The sequence below is a fragment of the Pseudomonas corni genome, from assembly GCF_057128765.1.
On the sequence record NZ_JBSKHW010000005.1, the window covers coordinates 192,705 to 208,593 of the forward strand.

Genomic DNA, 15,889 nt, shown 5'->3' on the forward strand with positions numbered 1-15,889 from the left:
GCAATGACGTCTTCGCGGGCAAGCGCGCTCCTACAGTTGGAATGCGCCCCCTTGTAGGAGCGCGCTTGCCCGCGATGGCGTTTTTTCAGACGTCGATGATCAATCAGCCAAACGCCAAGTCGTAGCGCCCTTCCCGTCTTCCAGCACCACGCCCATGGCGGTGAGTTGGTCGCGGATGCGGTCCGATTCTGCCCAGTTCTTATCGGTGCGTGCCTGCAGACGCGCCTGAATCAGCGCCTCCACTTCTACCGCATCGACTCGACCTTCGGCGCCAGCACGCAGGAAGTCGTCGGATTCGAGCTGCAACACTCCCAACACACTGGCGAGTTGCTTCAAGCGCGCAGCCAACCCAGCCGCAGCGGCCAGATCGGTGTCACGCAGCCGATTGATCTCGCGAACCATCTCGAACAGCACCGCGCAAGCTTCCGGCGTGCCGAAGTCGTCATTCATCGCCGCTGTGAAACGCTCGACGAACGCCTCGCCACCCGCAGGTTCTGCAACCGGCAAGCCACGCAACGCATGGTAGAACCGCTCCAGCGCCGACTTCGATTCCTTCAGGCTGTCTTCGGAATAGTTGATCGCGCTGCGGTAGTGGCTCGACACCAGCAGATAACGCACCACTTCCGGCTGATACTTTTCCAGCACGTCGCGAATGGTGAAGAAGTTGTTCAAGGACTTGGACATCTTCTCGCCATTGATGCGGATCATGCCGCAGTGCATCCAGGCGTTAGCGTAAGTCTTGCCGGTAGCGGCTTCGCTCTGGGCGATTTCGTTTTCATGGTGCGGGAACTCAAGATCGCTGCCGCCGCCATGAATATCGAAGGTCTCACCCAGGCAGCAGGTGGACATCACCGAGCACTCGATGTGCCAGCCCGGACGGCCCGGCCCCCAAGGCGATTCCCAGCTTGGCTCGCCCGGTTTGACGCCCTTCCACAGCACGAAATCCAAAGGATCGTCCTTGGATTCGTCCACCTCGATGCGCGCACCGATGCGCAAATCTTCGATTTTCTTGCGCGACAGCTTGCCGTAGCCGAGGAATTTTCCGACGCGGTAGTACACGTCGCCATTGCCCGGCGCGTAGGCGTAGCCCTTGTCAATCAGAGTCTGGATCATGTCGTGCATGCCGCTGATGTAGTCAGTGGCGCGCGGCTCCATGTCCGGCTTGAGGATGTTCAGACGCGCTTCGTCCTCGTGCATCGCGTCGATCATGCGAGCGGTCAGGGCATCAAACGCTTCGCCGTTTTCACGGGCGCGGTTGATGATCTTGTCGTCGATGTCGGTGATGTTGCGCACGTAGGTCAGTTCGTACCCGCTGAAACGCAACCAGCGGGTCACCAGGTCGAACGCCACCATGCTGCGGCCGTGGCCCAGGTGGCAGTAGTCGTACACGGTCATCCCGCAGACGTACATGCGCACCTTGTTGCCGTCCAGCGGCTTGAACACTTCTTTGCTCTTGGTGAGCGTGTTGAAAATCGAAAGCACTGTCTGCCCCTTACCGATACAGCATCAAGTCCACGAATCGCGCAGCGTGACCGTGCGATTGAATACCGGATGACCGGGTTTCGAGTCCTTGATGTCCGCGCAGAAATAACCTTCGCGTTCGAACTGGAAACGGTCTTCCGGTTGAGCTTCACCTAACGATGGCTCAGCGCGACAACCGGTCAGCACTTGGAGCGAGTCAGGGTTGATGTTGTCCAGGAAGCTCTGGCCGTCTTCGGCTTTTTCCGGATTGGCCGAGCGGAACAGGCGGTCGTACAGACGCACTTCGCACTCGATGCTTTCAGCAGCCGGCACCCAGTGCACAACGCCTTTGACCTTACGGCCTTCAGGGTTCTTGCCCAGTGTTTCCGGGTCATACGAGCAGCGCAGCTCGACGATGTTGCCATCGGCGTCCTTGATTGCTTCGTCGGCGCGGATTACATAACTGCCACGCAGGCGCACTTCGCCGTTGGGCTCAAGGCGCTTGTAGCCTTTTGGCGGCTCTTCCATGAAATCATCACGATCGATGTAGATTTCGCGGGAGAACGGCAGCTTGCGCACGCCCAGTTCTTCCTTCTGCGGATGACGCGGCAGTTCGAGGTGATCAACCTGGCCTTCCGGGTAGTTGGTGATCACGACTTTCAACGGGCGCAGCACGCACATGGCGCGCGGGGCGTTGTGGTCCAGGTCCTGACGGATGCTGAATTCGAGCATGCCGAAATCGACCACGCCGTCGGAACGGTTGGTGCCGATCATTTCGCAGAAATTGCGGATCGATGCAGGCGTGTAACCACGACGGCGAAAGCCCGACAACGTCGACATGCGCGGGTCATCCCAGCCATGCACGTGCTTTTCATCGACCAGTTGCTTGAGCTTGCGCTTGCTGGTGATGGTGTAGTTCAGGTTCAGCCGCGAGAATTCGTACTGACGCGGTTTGCTCGGCACCGGCAGATTGTCGAGGAACCAGTCGTACAGCGGACGATGGCTTTCGAACTCCAGGGTGCAGATCGAATGCGTGATGCCTTCGATGGCATCGGACTGACCGTGAGTGAAATCGTAGATCGGGTAGATGCACCACTTGTCACCAGTCTGGTGATGATGGGCATGACGAATGCGGTAAAGGATAGGGTCGCGCAGGTTCATGTTCGGCGACGCCATATCGATCTTGGCGCGCAGTACGCGGGCGCCGTCCTCGAACTCGCCAGCCTTCATGCGGGCGAACAGGTCCAGGTTTTCCTCAACGCTGCGCTCGCGGAACGGGCTGTCCTTGCCCGGCTCGGTCAGGGTGCCGCGGTATTCGCGGGCCTGCTCGGGGGTCAGGTCATCGACGTAGGCCTTGCCCGATTTGATCAGCTCGACTGCCCAGTCGTGCAATTGATCGAAGTACTGCGAGGCATAACGCACTTCGCCGGACCACTGAAAGCCCAACCACTTGACGTCGCTTTCAATGGCGTCGATGTATTCCTGGTCTTCCTTGGCCGGGTTGGTGTCATCGAAGCGCAAGTGCGTTACACCGCCGAATTCCTGAGCCAGACCGAAGTTGACGCAGATCGACTTGGCGTGGCCGATGTGCAGGTAACCGTTAGGTTCCGGCGGGAAGCGGGTCACGATCTGGGTGTGTTTGCCCGAATCCAGGTCTGCCTGCACGATCGGGCGCAGGAAGTTGGTAGGGATTGCAGGGCCTGCCTTTGAATTCGCAGCGGCGTCAGTGGACTTGCTCATAGGATCCTTGAACGTACTTGTCGCGACCAGGGTAGGCCGACTAAATCAAAGCGCTTATCATAGCCGAACCTGTCAAGCCCCTGACAGCACGCAGTGACAAAACTGCCCCGGCTTGTGCAAAGAACCGTCCAATACGAATTGAAAAGAGCGACCAACCCCATGTCCAACGTCAAACTGACCACCAATCACGGCGACATCGTTGTGCAACTGAACGCTGAAAAAGCGCCACTGACCGTCGCCAACTTCATCGAATACGTCAACGCCGGCCACTACGAAAACACCATCTTCCATCGCGTGATCGGCAATTTCATGGTCCAGGGCGGTGGTTTTGAGCCGGGCATGAAAGAAAAGAAAGACAAGCGCCCGAGCATTCAGAACGAAGCCGACAACGGCCTGCCGAACAAGAAGTACAGCGTGGCCATGGCCCGCACCATGGAACCGCATTCGGCCTCAGCGCAGTTCTTCATCAACGTCGCTGACAACAGCTTTCTCAACCACAGCGCCAAGACCGTCCAGGGCTGGGGTTACGCAGTGTTCGGTGAAGTGATCGAAGGCACCGAGATCGTTGACAAGATCAAAGCAGTCGCCACCACTTCCAAAGCCGGTCATCAGGACGTGCCGACCGAAGACGTGATCATCGAGAAAGCCGAGATCATTGGGTGATATTGCTGATCTCCGATCTGCATCTGGAAGAGCAACGCCCGGACATTACCCGGGCGTTTCTGGATCTGCTCAATGGCCGCGCCCGCGAAGCCGAATCGCTGTACATCTTGGGAGATTTTTTCGAAGCCTGGATCGGCGATGACGCGATGTCGCCCTTCCAGCGCTCGATCTGCGAGGCCCTGCGGGTCTTGAGCGACGGCGGCACGCGGGTATTTCTGATGCACGGCAATCGCGACTTCATGCTCGGCAAAGCCTTTTGCAAAGCGGCGGGTTGCACGTTGTTGCCCGACCCGAGCGTGGTCGAGTTCAACGGCGAGCCGGTATTGCTGATGCACGGCGACAGCCTGTGTACTCGCGATGAGGCCTATCAGCGCATGCGCCGTTATCTGCGCAATCCGATCACGTTATGGGTGTTGCGTCATCTGCCCTTGAGCACCCGGCACAAGCTGGCGCGCAAACTGCGTAGCGAGAGCAAGACGCAGACCCGCATGAAAGCCAACGACATCGTTGACGTGACCCCCGAAGAGGTGCCGCGGATCATGGCCGAATTCGGCGTGAAAACCCTGATTCATGGCCACACCCACCGGCCTGCGATCCACAAACTGCAGATCGGCGAAGCCACCGCCCAGCGCATCGTCCTTGGCGATTGGGACAAGCAAGGCTGGACGTTGCAGGTGGATGAGCAGGGTTATCAGCTGAGCGCGTTTGATTTCGTAAACGCGTGATCCCTTGTAGGAGCGCGCTTGCCCGCGATGGCTTTGTGTCAGACAACCCTTTCTTTGACTGAACAATCGCAATCGCGGGCAAGCGCGCTCCTACAGAATATCCGGCAGCAGTAACATCAATGCCCGCCCCCTCCCGGCGCAGCCTTGGCGCCGAACGGTGGTTTGGCCATCCACACCACAAGGATCAGCGCGACGAAGATCCAGCCCATCATGTAGAAATAATCCACCGTGGACATCATGTACGCCTGACTGGTGACAATACCGTCGAGCTGCGCGTAAGCCTGATTGCTCGCCCCGCCCATGGTGTCCAGAGCATGACGGGTGGCCGGGTCATACACACTCACGCTCTCCGTGAGATAGGCATGGTGCTGATCCGCCCGGCGAATCCAGATCCAGGTGGTCAACGACGCCGCGAAACTGCCGCCCAGGTTACGCAAGAACGTCGCCAGCCCCGAGCCATCGGCGATTTGCGAGGGCGGCAAATCCGAGAGCAGAATGCTCAGCGTCGGCATGAAAAACAGCGCAATTCCCGCCCCCATGAACAGCTGCACCATGGCGATGTGCTCGAAATCCACCTGACTGGTGAATCCGGCGCGCATGAAGCAACTGGCGCCAATCCCCAGGAAGGCCAGGCCGGACAGCACCCGCAAATCAAACTTGTGCGCGTATTTGCCCACGAAGGGGGACATCAGCACCGGCAATATCCCGATCGGCGCCACCGCAAGCCCCGCATAGGTCGGCGTGTAACCCATCTGCGTCTGCAACCATTGCGGCAGGATCAAATTGATCCCGAAAAACCCCGCATAACCGCCGACCAAAGCAATGGTCCCAACGCGAAAGTTTCGGTAAGCGAACAGCCGCAGGTTCACCACCGGGTGTTCGTCGGTCATCTCCCAAATGACGAACGCCGCCAGGCCAATCACCGAAATTACCGTACCGATGATGATGAAATTGGACTCGAACCAATCCATGTCGTTGCCCTTGTCGAGCACGATCTGCAACGCCCCCACACCGATGATCAACGTGATCAACCCCACGTAATCCATCGGTTGTCGGCTGGTGGTAACCGGACGTGTGGCCATTTGCTGACGTACCACAAAGGCTGCGAACAGACCGATCGGGACGTTGATGAAAAAGATCCACGGCCAGCTATAGCTGTCAGTGATCCAGCCACCGAGGATCGGACCGGCAATCGGCGCAACCACCGTGACCATCGCCAACAATGCCAGTGCCATCCCCCTTTTCGCCGGGGGGTACACCGCAATCAGCAGCGTTTGGGTCATCGGGTACAACGGCCCGGCGACCACACCTTGCAGCACACGAAAACCCACCAGTTCGGGCATCGATGTCGAAATGCCGCACAGGAACGAGGCCATCACGAACAGAATCGTCGCCCATATAAAGAGCTTCACTTCACCAAAGCGGCGGCTCAGCCAGCCGGTCAGCGGCAGAGCAATCGCGTTACTCACCGCAAACGAGGTGATAACCCAGGTGCCCTGCTCCGAACTCACCCCCAGGTTGCCGGATATGGTCGGGAGCGCGACGTTGGCGATCGTGGTGTCGAGCACTTGCATGAATGTCGCCAGCGAAAGCCCGATGGTACAAAGCAACAGGCTGGGCGGCGTGAAAGAAGCGGGAGCGTCGTTACTCATCGCGAATCCTTTGACACTTCAAAGTCGCTTCAGCCCGTAGGCCGAAGCTGACGGACTGGCGAATCAACGCTGCACGGTCTTGCCGGTGGCAGCACTGTTTTCGTGGATCAGGCGGGCGATCAGAGTGTCGGCATCCGCCAGCTGCTTCTCGTAGACATTGGTACTGAACGAGGCCTGCTTGGGCGGTTGTTGCGCCAGCACAGGTCCGCTCTGGTCGTGCAGGTTGACGTCAACCACGGTCGACAGGCCGATGCGCAGCGGGTTTTGCGCCAGTTGATCCGGGTTGATGTGAATCCGCACCGGCACTCGCTGCACAATTTTGATCCAGTTACCCGTGGCGTTTTGCGCAGGCAGCAAGGCAAACGCGCTGCCGGTCCCGGCGCCAACGCTGTCCACCGTGCCGTTGTACTTCACGTCACTGCCATACAGATCAGCTTCGATATCCACCGGCTGACCGATGCGCATCTGGCCGAGCTGGGTTTCCTTGAAGTTGGCGTCGATCCACAGTTGATTCAGCGGAATGACCGCCATCAAAGCGGTCCCCGGCTGAACACGCTGGCCCAGTTGAACGGTGCGTTTGGCGACGTAACCGGTGACCGGTGCGATCAACGTGCTGCGGGCGCTATTCAGGTATGCCTGACGCAATTGTGCGGCGGCCGCTTTCACGTCCGGGTGCGACGAAACCTCGGTGTCATCCACCAACGCAGTGCTGGTAGCCAGTTGCTGCTGAATGTTGTTCAGGGCGTTTTGCGCGCTGGTCAGATCATCCTTGGCGTGAGACAGCTCTTCCTGGGAAATCGCCCCGCCCGCCGCCAGATTGCGCCGACGGTTGTAGTTGTCCTGCGCTTTTTGCACTTCGGCGCGCTGGGCTGCCAGCTGAGCCTTCATGCCATCGACGTTGCTGTACAGCCCGCGCACCTGACGCACCGTGCGGCCCAGATTGGCCTCGGCGCTTTGTTGCGCGACTTCGGCGTCGCTCGGATCGAACTGAATCAGCACCTGACCTTCACGCACCAAATCACCGTCATCAGCGCCGATGCTGACCACCGTGCCGGTCACTTGCGGGGTGATTTCAACCACGTTGCCGTTCACGTAGGCGTCGTCGGTGCTTTCGTACCAGCGCCCGTAAAACTCGTACCAACCCCAGACGCCCAATCCGCCGAGGATGACGATCAGCGCCAGAATGATCAGCATCAGCTTGCGCTTACGCGGATTGGCCTTGGGTTTGCTGTCGCCACCCGAGGCTTTTGGGTCTTTCTGTTGTTCCGACGCCTTGGCATCTGGCGAATCGGTTGCTGCAGTGTTTTCGGAGGCAGTGGCCATGACAAATACCTTATTGGGTCAGCGACGCAGTGGACTGGGTACCTGAGGAGGGGTGTTCGCCGGGACCGCTTGGCGCGAACCCTCCCCCCAGTGCCTGCATCAACTGGATCGACAAATCGATGCGTTCGGCGTTGAGGTCCGCCAATTGACGTTGCGATTGCAGAAGTTGTTGTTCGATGGTCAGCACATCGACGTAATTGCCGATGCCTGACGCGTAGCGCTGCACGCCGGTGCCGTAGGACTGTTTGATCACGTCGGTGGCGTGCTGACGCGCGTCGATCTGGGCGCTGATGGCGCGCAGTTGGCCGATGTTGTCGCTGACATCACCCAAAGCCCGCACCAGGCTTTTGTTGTACTGGGCCACGGCAAGGTCGTAGTCGGCGTCGCGCGCGTCGAGGTCCGCACGGCGGCGACCTCCGTCAAAAAGGGGCAGCGAGATTGTCGGCCCCACGTTGAAGAAGCGGCTGGCCGAGCCGAACATCGCGTCGCCCAACAATGACTCGACCCCGGCCGAAGCGCTCAGGTTGAGGTTGGGATAGAAGTTGGTCTTGCTGGCGACGATGTCTTTGCTCGCCGCTTCCACACGCCAGCGCGCCGCGACCAGATCAGGACGACGGCCCAACAGCTCTGCCGGCAATGACGACGGCAAGGCGACAACCGCCGGTTTCAACACGTTGGGCCGGGTCAATTCATCGCCACGATCCGGGCCTTTGCCCATCAGCACGGCCAGTTGAATCTTCGCCGAGCGCAGGCGTTTATCCGCGTCGACCAGGGACTCTTGCGAGCTGGCGGCCAGGCTCTCGGTTTGCTGGAATTGGTACTCACTGTCGATCCCGGAGGTCAGGCGACGGCGGCCCAATTCAAGCATTTGCGAGGTGCGCTTGAGGTCTTCGGCCGCCAGATCGCGCACGATATACGCCTGGCCCAGATCGCTGTAGGCGCGGGCGACATCGGCGGCGACGGTCAATTGCGCGGCTTGCTGATCGATCTGCGAAGCGCGGGCCTGGCCCAAAGCCGCTTCCCAGGCTGCGCGCTGGCCGCCCCACAGATCGAAGTTGTAGTTGAACACCCCCGACAGAGTACGCACGGTGCCGTAGCGTCCGCCCTGCCCGGTCGGGTCCTGCTCGCGATCCAGACGCGAACGGGTAATCCCGGCATCGGCATCGACGGTGGGCATGCGCTCGGCATTGGCGGCATAGGCTTGCGCATTAGCCTGATGGGTACGCGCGGCGGCGACCTGCATGTCAGGGCTGTCGCGCAGGGCTTCACTGATCAAGTTATTGAGCTGTGGATCGCCCAGGGATTTCCACCAGTCCCGCGCCGGCCATGCTGCGGGCGACAACGTGATGCCCTGCAGGCTGTTTTCGGCGTGCAGGCCTTTGGCATCGAGCGCGACGCCTTCTGTGTTCAGACCCTTGGAGTTTGCGCAACCGGCCATGATCATGGCGACTAACACCAGGCTCAACGAGGTGCGCAAAGCTGAGCCCTGCTTGCGAGATGTGTTCATTTTGCTGCGATCCGCGCCAGAGTAATGGGATCTGCGGAGGCGACCAGTATCTTGGTGAGGATCTTTTCCAGCGCCAGCAGCTCATCGCTTTCAAGTACGCCGACCATTTCATTCATGGCCTTGGAGCCGATTTCCGGCATCAGATCCGAAAGCTTGTGGCCTTCCTCCGTGAGGATCAGCCGAACCTGACGTCGATCGTTTTCAGAACGGGTGCGGGAAAGGAGATCTTTCTGTTCCAGACGATCAAGCATCCGGGTCATGGAACCGCTGTCCAGCGACAACATGCGGCACAGGTCGGCGGGAGTTTCGGCGCCGAACAACGCAATCATCACCAGCACCTTGAACTGCGGCGCGGTAACGCCGAACGGGACGAGGTGGGTTTCAAGAATGCGATTTTTCAGCAGTTCAGTGCGTCCGAGCAGCATGCCGAGCAGGCTGGAATGGAAGGTTTCAGGCGTGAAGTGCGGCATAAGTCACCAAATATCTGCCTAGGCAGTGAGTTGGCGAGATATTACTGCCTAGGCAGCTAATGTTTCAATGAAACATTATTTAACATTTGGATTTTCGGACGAAGTGATGTCGTTACCGACGCAAGAATTCACGGGCAATCTGGAATGGCTTTTGATTCTGGCCGAAGGCCGTAGGAGCCATGCTTGCAGGCGATCTGGCGGGAACCGCCAGCAATCAACACGCCGCGATGCTGTGGTCTTCAAAAGTTTGATGATGTGGGGCCGCTTCGCAGCCCATCGTCGGCAAGCCGGACTCCTACGCCTTCGGCAGAAGCTTTGCCCAAATCAGACGCTGATCGGCACACCGCTATGAAACCGAAAGTCCACATCCGGGCTTTCGATCAGTTCGCGCTCGGCCAGGCGGATTTCTTCGATCTTGGCGTTGACGTCGGCTTCGTCGCCGTAGGTGTACGCCAGCTTCAGATAGTCCTGAAAATGCCGGGCTTCAGACTTGAGCAGGCTGGCGTAGAACTTGGCCAGGTCCTCGTCCAAGTGCGGCACCAATGCGGCGAAACGCTCGCAGGACCGAGCTTCTACGATGGCGCCAACTACCAGTGCATCCGTCAGACGATAGGGATTGTGTGTACGCACCAGTTTGCGCAATGAACCTGCGTAACGCGCTGAACTGATATTGGCCATGGGGATGTTACGTTTCTTGATAATGCCGATCACTTGCTCGAAGTGACGCAGCTCTTCGCGCGCCAGACGCGACATTTTGCTCAGCAGATCGAACTTGTCGTTGTACTGAAACATGAACTGAAACGCCGCCCCGGCCGCTTTTTTCTCGTTGTTGGCATGGTCGATCAACAAGATATCCAGGTTGCGCAAAGCCGCCTGCACCCAGCTGTCAGGGGTTGGGCAGAGCAGGAAAGCGTCGACGTCAGGATAAATCTGCATGAGTTCACAATGGCTGGTGGGACAAGGCCCGGCATTATACGAGGGCTGTGACGCAGGACCAGCGTTGTCGACAACAAAAGCGCTGATCCAGATCAACGCCCCGATTCCCGGCAGGCATCTATAGTCAATGAACGTACGATCTTCGGGCCCGGGCGCCTGAATCATTAAGGCTATGCGTTCTGGAGAATTGATCATGTCGTCGATCAAGCGAATTTTAGTGGTGATCGAGCCCACTGCCGAAACGGACAAGGTGGAAAGCCTGGCCATGCGCCGCGCCTGTCTGATTGCCAATAACCTGGGGGCGGACCTGCATTTACTGATCTGCGATAAACGATTGGACCACTCAGCGCTTCTCACCACCCTCAAACACGATCTACAGGCGGAGGATTTCAACGTCACCGCCGAGCAAGCGTGGGAGGAAAGCGTCCATCAGACCATCGTCAAGGTTCAGCAAAACGAAGGCTCTGACTTGGTGATCAAGCAGCACTTTGCGGATAACCCACTGAAAAAAGCGCTGCTCACGCCTGCCGACTGGAAGCTGCTGCGCTTGTGCCCATGCCCGGTGCTGATGGTCAAAACCGAGCGTTCATGGAAAGGTGGTGCAGTGCTCGCAGCGGTGGACGTCGGCAACCCTGACGGGGAACATACCGCATTGCATTACGCGATTATCAGCCGCGGATTCGAGATCGCCGAAATGGCCAGCGGCGAGTTGCACGTCATCACTGCGCACCCCGCGCCGATGCTCTCTGCGGCTGATCCGGTTTATCAGATGCCCAACCACGTTGAAAGCCGTTACCGCGAGCAATGCCTGGCGTTTCAGACCGAATTTGACATCGATGACGCCCATCTGCACATCGCCGAAGGGCCGGCTGACGTGTTGATCCCGTTCACAGCCCATCATCTGCAGGCAGTATTGACGGTTATCGGGACCGTTGGGCGTACCGGCATTTCTGGCGCTTTGATCGGCAATACGGCAGAAGTGGTGCTCGATTCACTGGAAAGCGATGTGTTGGTGATTAAGAGCGAAGAGATAAAGGCGCATTTGGCTCGGGAGTGGGCGCACAACCTGTAGGAGCGAATTCATTCGCGAGGCGGTGAAGCAGGCAATGGAGATGCGTCGACGGTTCAGGCCCCTCGCGAATGAATTCGCTCCTACAGGGCTTGCTCGCCCATCGCATCCTGCAAAAACCCCGGCGCGATGTAGCGCTCGTAATGCGCCTCCGACAACAGGAAGAATTCCCGATCAATGGCGTCGCGCAGTTCCGGCAGCGTCCAGTCTCGAAACTCCGGCATCAGCACCATGCCGTACGCTTCCAGCTGATTGATCACCCGCGCGCCGCGGGCAATCAATTGATAGGCCCAGCAATATTCGGACTGGTGCGGCACGAAGCGGATTTTGCGCTGCTCCAGTTGCTGGCGCAGTTTGTCCTTGTCGAACACCTCAAGCTTGGCAGTCATCACCTGCACCAGCAACTGCTCCAGACGCAACCACACCGCACGCTTGGCGGCTTCGTCGTAGCCGTTCCAGTGGATCACTTCATGATGAAAACGCTTGCAGCCACGGCACACCAAATCCCCGTAAACGGTGGAGCAGAGGCCGACGCAAGGGGTCTTGATGGTTTGATTGGACATGGCACACAAACACGGCAGCGGACGAAACAAGCCGGCATGTTAGCCCTTTGTCTAACGCGGTACACCCCCGAAGATGTAGGGGCTAACTTACCTTTAAATTTTTTTTGCCGTAGAATCACCGGGCCTTTTAAGGCGCCAATGTCCGTTGGAAGCTGTTTTCAAAGCGTCACGAGCACAGTCAGGGCTTTTTAACGAAAGCCTACCCCGCAGTCGGTTCAGACGCAGGCTTGCCTGCGTCCCCTCCTCCCAAACCGATCCGCAGGCGTAAAACTTTGAAAACAGCTTCCGTTGGAGATCGTCAGCTTCCTGCCCAAAAACTCAAAAAGTTTTAACGAGCGATGCGGACTTTTTCTGGATGAGCGTCCCGGACACCCATTTGGGACCACTGATGAGGGTAATACTGTGCTTGAAGCCTACCGTAAACACATCGAAGAGCGTGCCGCTCTGGGTATCGTGCCCCAGCCGCTTAACGCCGAACAAACTGCAGGCCTGGTCGAGCTGCTGAAGAATCCACCGGCTGGCGAAGAAGCGTTTCTGCTTGATCTGATCACCAATCGCGTTCCACCTGGCGTTGACGAAGCTGCCTACGTCAAAGCTGGTTTCCTGTCTGCCCTGGCGAAGGGCGAAGTCACCTCCCCTCTGCTGGACCGCAAACACGCTGTAGAACTGCTCGGCACCATGCAGGGCGGCTACAACATCGTGACCATGGTCGATCTGCTGGACGACGCTGCGTTGGGCCAGGTTGCCGCCGAGCAACTCAAGCACACCCTGCTGATGTTCGATGCGTTCCACGACGTCGCTGAAAAAGCCAAGAACGGCAACACCGTCGCTCAAGGCGTGCTGCAGTCCTGGGCTGATGGCGAGTGGTTCCGCAAACGTCCGACCCTGGCTGACAAAATCAGCCTGCGCGTATTCAAAGTCACTGGCGAAACCAACACCGACGATCTGTCGCCTGCGCCTGACGCCTGGTCCCGTCCAGATATCCCGTTGCACGCCCTGGCGATGCTGAAAATGGCACGCGAAGGCATCGTGCCTGACGTGCAGGGCTCCATCGGCCCGATGAAGCAGATCGAAGAAATGCGCGGCCAAGGCTTCCCTATCGCCTACGTGGGCGATGTGGTGGGTACTGGTTCTTCGCGTAAATCGGCCACCAACTCGGTGCTGTGGTTCTTCGGCGACGACGTCCCTAACGTGCCGAACAAGCGCGCTGGCGGCTTCTGCTTCGGCAGCAAGATCGCTCCCATCTTCTACAACACCATGGAAGATGCCGGCGCACTGCCAATCGAATTCGATGTGACCAACATCAACATGGGCGACGTGATCGACGTCTACCCGTACGCTGGCAAAGTCTGCAAGCACGACAGTGAAGAAGTCATCACCACCTTCGAGCTAAAGACCCCGGTGCTGCTCGACGAAGTCCGCGCTGGCGGCCGTATCCCGCTGATCATCGGTCGCGGTTTGACTGACAAGGCTCGCGCTGAACTGGGCCTGGGCCCAACCGACCTGTTCAAACTGCCAGAAGCGCCTGTCGACACCGGCAAAGGCTTCACCCTGGCGCAAAAAATGGTCGGCAAGGCGTGCGGTCTGCCGGAAGGCAAAGGTGTGCGTCCTGGCACCTACTGCGAACCGAAGATGACCACCGTCGGCTCTCAAGACACCACCGGTCCCATGACCCGTGACGAACTGAAAGACCTGGCGTGCCTGGGCTTCTCCACCGATCTGGTGATGCAGTCGTTCTGCCACACCGCGGCCTATCCAAAGCCGATCGACGTGACGACTCACCACACGCTGCCTGACTTCATCATGACCCGCGGCGGTGTTTCCCTGCGTCCGGGCGACGGCATCATCCACAGCTGGCTGAACCGCATGCTGCTGCCTGACACCGTCGGCACCGGCGGCGACTCGCACACCCGCTTCCCGATGGGCATTTCGTTCCCGGCCGGTTCCGGTCTGGTCGCGTTCGCCGCTGCCACGGGCGTCATGCCGCTGGACATGCCTGAGTCGATTCTGGTTCGCTTCAAGGGCGAGATGCAACCTGGCATCACCCTGCGCGACCTGGTTCACGCGATTCCTTACTTCGCCATCCAGAAAGGCTTGCTGACTGTCGAGAAGAAGGGCAAGAAAAACGCCTTCTCCGGCCGCATCCTGGAAATCGAAGGCCTGGACAACCTGAGCATCGAGCAGGCATTCGAACTGTCCGACGCCTCGGCCGAGCGTTCGGCTGCAGGTTGCACCATCAAGCTGTCCAAAGAGTCGATCACCGAATACCTGAACTCGAACATCACCCTGCTGCGCTGGATGATCGAACAGGGTTACGGCGATCCACGGACACTGGAACGTCGTGCTCAAGCGATGGAAGCCTGGGTTGCCAATCCGGAACTGATGGTTGCCGACGCCGACGCCGAATACGAAGAAATCATCGAGATCGATCTGGCCGACATCAAAGAGCCTGTGCTCTGCGCGCCGAACGATCCGGACGACGCCCGTCTGCTGTCCAGCGTTGCTGGCGAGAAGATCGACGAAGTGTTCATCGGTTCGTGCATGACCAACATCGGCCACTTCCGCGCTGCGGGCAAGTTGCTCGATCAGGTCAAGGGTCAGCTTCCTACACGTCTGTGGCTGTCGCCGCCGACCAAGATGGACGCTCATCAACTGACCGAAGAAGGCTACTACGGGATCTACGGCAAAGCTGGCGCGCGCATGGAAATGCCGGGCTGCTCGCTGTGCATGGGTAACCAGGCTCGGGTAGAACCGAACTCCACGGTGGTGTCGACTTCGACCCGTAACTTCCCGAACCGTCTGGGTGATGGCGCGAACGTTTACCTGGCTTCGGCTGAGTTGGCGTCTGTTGCTTCGATCCTGGGTCGTCTGCCGACGGTTGAGGAGTACATGGAATACGCTGGCAAGATCGACAGCATGGCGGCTGATGTTTACCGCTACCTGAGCTTCGATCAGATCGCTGAGTTCCGTGAAGCGGCTGCGAACGCCAATATTCCGGTGGTTCAGGCTTAATCGCTGAAATCTGCGTGTGAAGAACCCCGCTTAGGCGGGGTTTTTTTATGGACGCAATTAAAGCCGCCTGTCTGACCCACCGCGGATTGTGTCTATGTGCAGATTCCGACGGGTCACGCGATCCCCTGTAGGAGCATTCGGAGGTTACGACGGGCGCGATGCGGTGTTTCGGATGTACCAGGATTGTGGGTATATCCGTTATTTGCGGTGGACCGATCTTGCTGCGTGTCACTCGGTCCCCTGTAGGAGCAATCGGAGGTTACGACGGTCGCGATGCGGTGGGTCTGGTGTACCGGGATTGTGGGTATATCCATTATTTGTGTGGGCTGTGGTTATGGTTCCGCCCTTACGGCGGGTCACTTTCGAAAAGCCGGAAGCCGGCCCAGGCGAAAGTAACCAAAGCGCTCTTGCTCCCGGTTTGGCCCGACTTCGTCGGGTTCCCTCACTCCGGCGACGCTCCGTGGGCACGCCGCCATCGGCCATCCATGGCCGGGGGCGGCTAGCGCGGCATCCATGCCGCGCTGCCCACTCCGCGCCGCCTGCGTTCGGCCTGCACCCAAGTCGCGTTTTGCGGTGTATGGGCTGGCGTGGATGAAGATCAAGAGCATTTGCTTTTCTGCTTTGGGGCGTTGTGGCTGGGCTTTGTCACAACACCACCGGCCTCTCGCGAATGAATTCGCTCCTACAGGTTTTGTGTCGTGCCGGGATTTTGTAAGCGCCACAAAGTGCGACTTTGGAAGGCCGGAGCGAGGGAACCCGACGAATGAG

The 15,889-nt window shown here is 58.8% G+C and carries 12 protein-coding genes; 4 read left to right on the forward strand and 8 right to left on the reverse strand.

Annotation, left to right across the window (positions count from 1 at the left end; translation table 11 throughout):
- Positions 1 to 99: 99 nt before the first annotated feature.
- Together cysS and ACWKV9_RS11080 are read right to left on the reverse strand one after the other, a co-directional pair.
- On the reverse strand, positions 100 to 1,482 hold the full coding sequence (gene cysS, locus ACWKV9_RS11075; protein WP_483836152.1) for a cysteine--tRNA ligase: 1,383 nt from the start codon (positions 1,480 to 1,482) through the stop codon (positions 100 to 102).
- 24 nt (positions 1,483 to 1,506) lie between these two features.
- Complete coding sequence (locus tag ACWKV9_RS11080; protein ID WP_483836153.1) at positions 1,507 to 3,201, reverse strand: glutamine--tRNA ligase/YqeY domain fusion protein; 1,695 nt, start codon at positions 3,199 to 3,201, stop codon at positions 1,507 to 1,509.
- Positions 3,202 to 3,360: 159 nt separating this feature from the next.
- On the opposite strand from ACWKV9_RS11080, the gene ACWKV9_RS11085 reads away from it, so the two are divergent.
- Both ACWKV9_RS11085 and lpxH read left to right on the forward strand, forming a co-directional pair.
- The gene (locus ACWKV9_RS11085) at positions 3,361 to 3,864 is read left to right on the forward strand and encodes a peptidylprolyl isomerase (RefSeq protein ID WP_483836154.1); all 504 of its coding nucleotides are present in this window, start codon (positions 3,361 to 3,363) and stop codon (positions 3,862 to 3,864) included.
- Positions 3,861 to 4,589: a UDP-2,3-diacylglucosamine diphosphatase gene (lpxH, locus tag ACWKV9_RS11090; RefSeq protein ID WP_483836155.1), complete on the forward strand. Its 729-nt coding sequence runs from the start codon at positions 3,861 to 3,863 to the stop codon at positions 4,587 to 4,589. Before ACWKV9_RS11085 ends, lpxH begins: the two co-directional genes overlap by 4 nt.
- A 116-nt stretch (positions 4,590 to 4,705) precedes the next feature.
- Here the strand turns inward: lpxH and ACWKV9_RS11095 are convergent, their stop codons facing one another.
- From ACWKV9_RS11095 to ACWKV9_RS11115, 5 genes are all read right to left on the reverse strand, one after another.
- A complete protein-coding gene (locus ACWKV9_RS11095) occupies positions 4,706 to 6,241 on the reverse strand; it encodes a DHA2 family efflux MFS transporter permease subunit (protein WP_483836156.1) in 1,536 nt (511 codons plus the stop codon).
- 63 nt (positions 6,242 to 6,304) lie between these two features.
- Positions 6,305 to 7,564: an EmrA/EmrK family multidrug efflux transporter periplasmic adaptor subunit gene (locus ACWKV9_RS11100; RefSeq protein WP_483836157.1), complete on the reverse strand. Its 1,260-nt coding sequence runs from the start codon at positions 7,562 to 7,564 to the stop codon at positions 6,305 to 6,307.
- Positions 7,565 to 7,574: 10 nt separating this feature from the next.
- The gene (locus tag ACWKV9_RS11105) at positions 7,575 to 9,071 is read right to left on the reverse strand and encodes an efflux transporter outer membrane subunit (protein ID WP_483836158.1); all 1,497 of its coding nucleotides are present in this window, start codon (positions 9,069 to 9,071) and stop codon (positions 7,575 to 7,577) included.
- Positions 9,068 to 9,541, reverse strand: a complete 474-nt coding sequence (locus tag ACWKV9_RS11110) for a MarR family winged helix-turn-helix transcriptional regulator (RefSeq protein ID WP_483836159.1) — start codon at positions 9,539 to 9,541, stop codon at positions 9,068 to 9,070. The genes ACWKV9_RS11105 and ACWKV9_RS11110 overlap by 4 nt, the downstream gene beginning before the upstream one ends.
- A gap of 324 nt (positions 9,542 to 9,865) precedes the next feature.
- A complete protein-coding gene (locus ACWKV9_RS11115) occupies positions 9,866 to 10,477 on the reverse strand; it encodes a MiaE family protein (RefSeq protein ID WP_483836160.1) in 612 nt (203 codons plus the stop codon).
- A 193-nt stretch (positions 10,478 to 10,670) separates the two neighbouring features.
- Here ACWKV9_RS11115 and ACWKV9_RS11120 point away from each other — a divergent pair, with 193 nt between their 5' ends.
- The gene (locus ACWKV9_RS11120; RefSeq protein WP_483836161.1) at positions 10,671 to 11,549 is read left to right on the forward strand and encodes a universal stress protein; all 879 of its coding nucleotides are present in this window, start codon (positions 10,671 to 10,673) and stop codon (positions 11,547 to 11,549) included.
- An 80-nt stretch (positions 11,550 to 11,629) separates the two neighbouring features.
- On the opposite strand, the gene ACWKV9_RS11125 is transcribed toward ACWKV9_RS11120, so the two are convergent.
- A complete protein-coding gene (locus ACWKV9_RS11125; protein WP_483836162.1) occupies positions 11,630 to 12,109 on the reverse strand; it encodes a DUF1289 domain-containing protein in 480 nt (159 codons plus the stop codon).
- A gap of 402 nt (positions 12,110 to 12,511) precedes the next feature.
- Between ACWKV9_RS11125 and acnB the strand changes: the two genes are divergently transcribed.
- Positions 12,512 to 15,121 carry a bifunctional aconitate hydratase 2/2-methylisocitrate dehydratase gene (gene acnB, locus ACWKV9_RS11130; RefSeq protein ID WP_483836163.1) on the forward strand — a complete coding sequence of 870 codons (2,610 nt, stop codon included), beginning with the start codon at positions 12,512 to 12,514 and terminating at the stop codon, positions 15,119 to 15,121.
- Positions 15,122 to 15,889 lie beyond the last annotated feature (768 nt).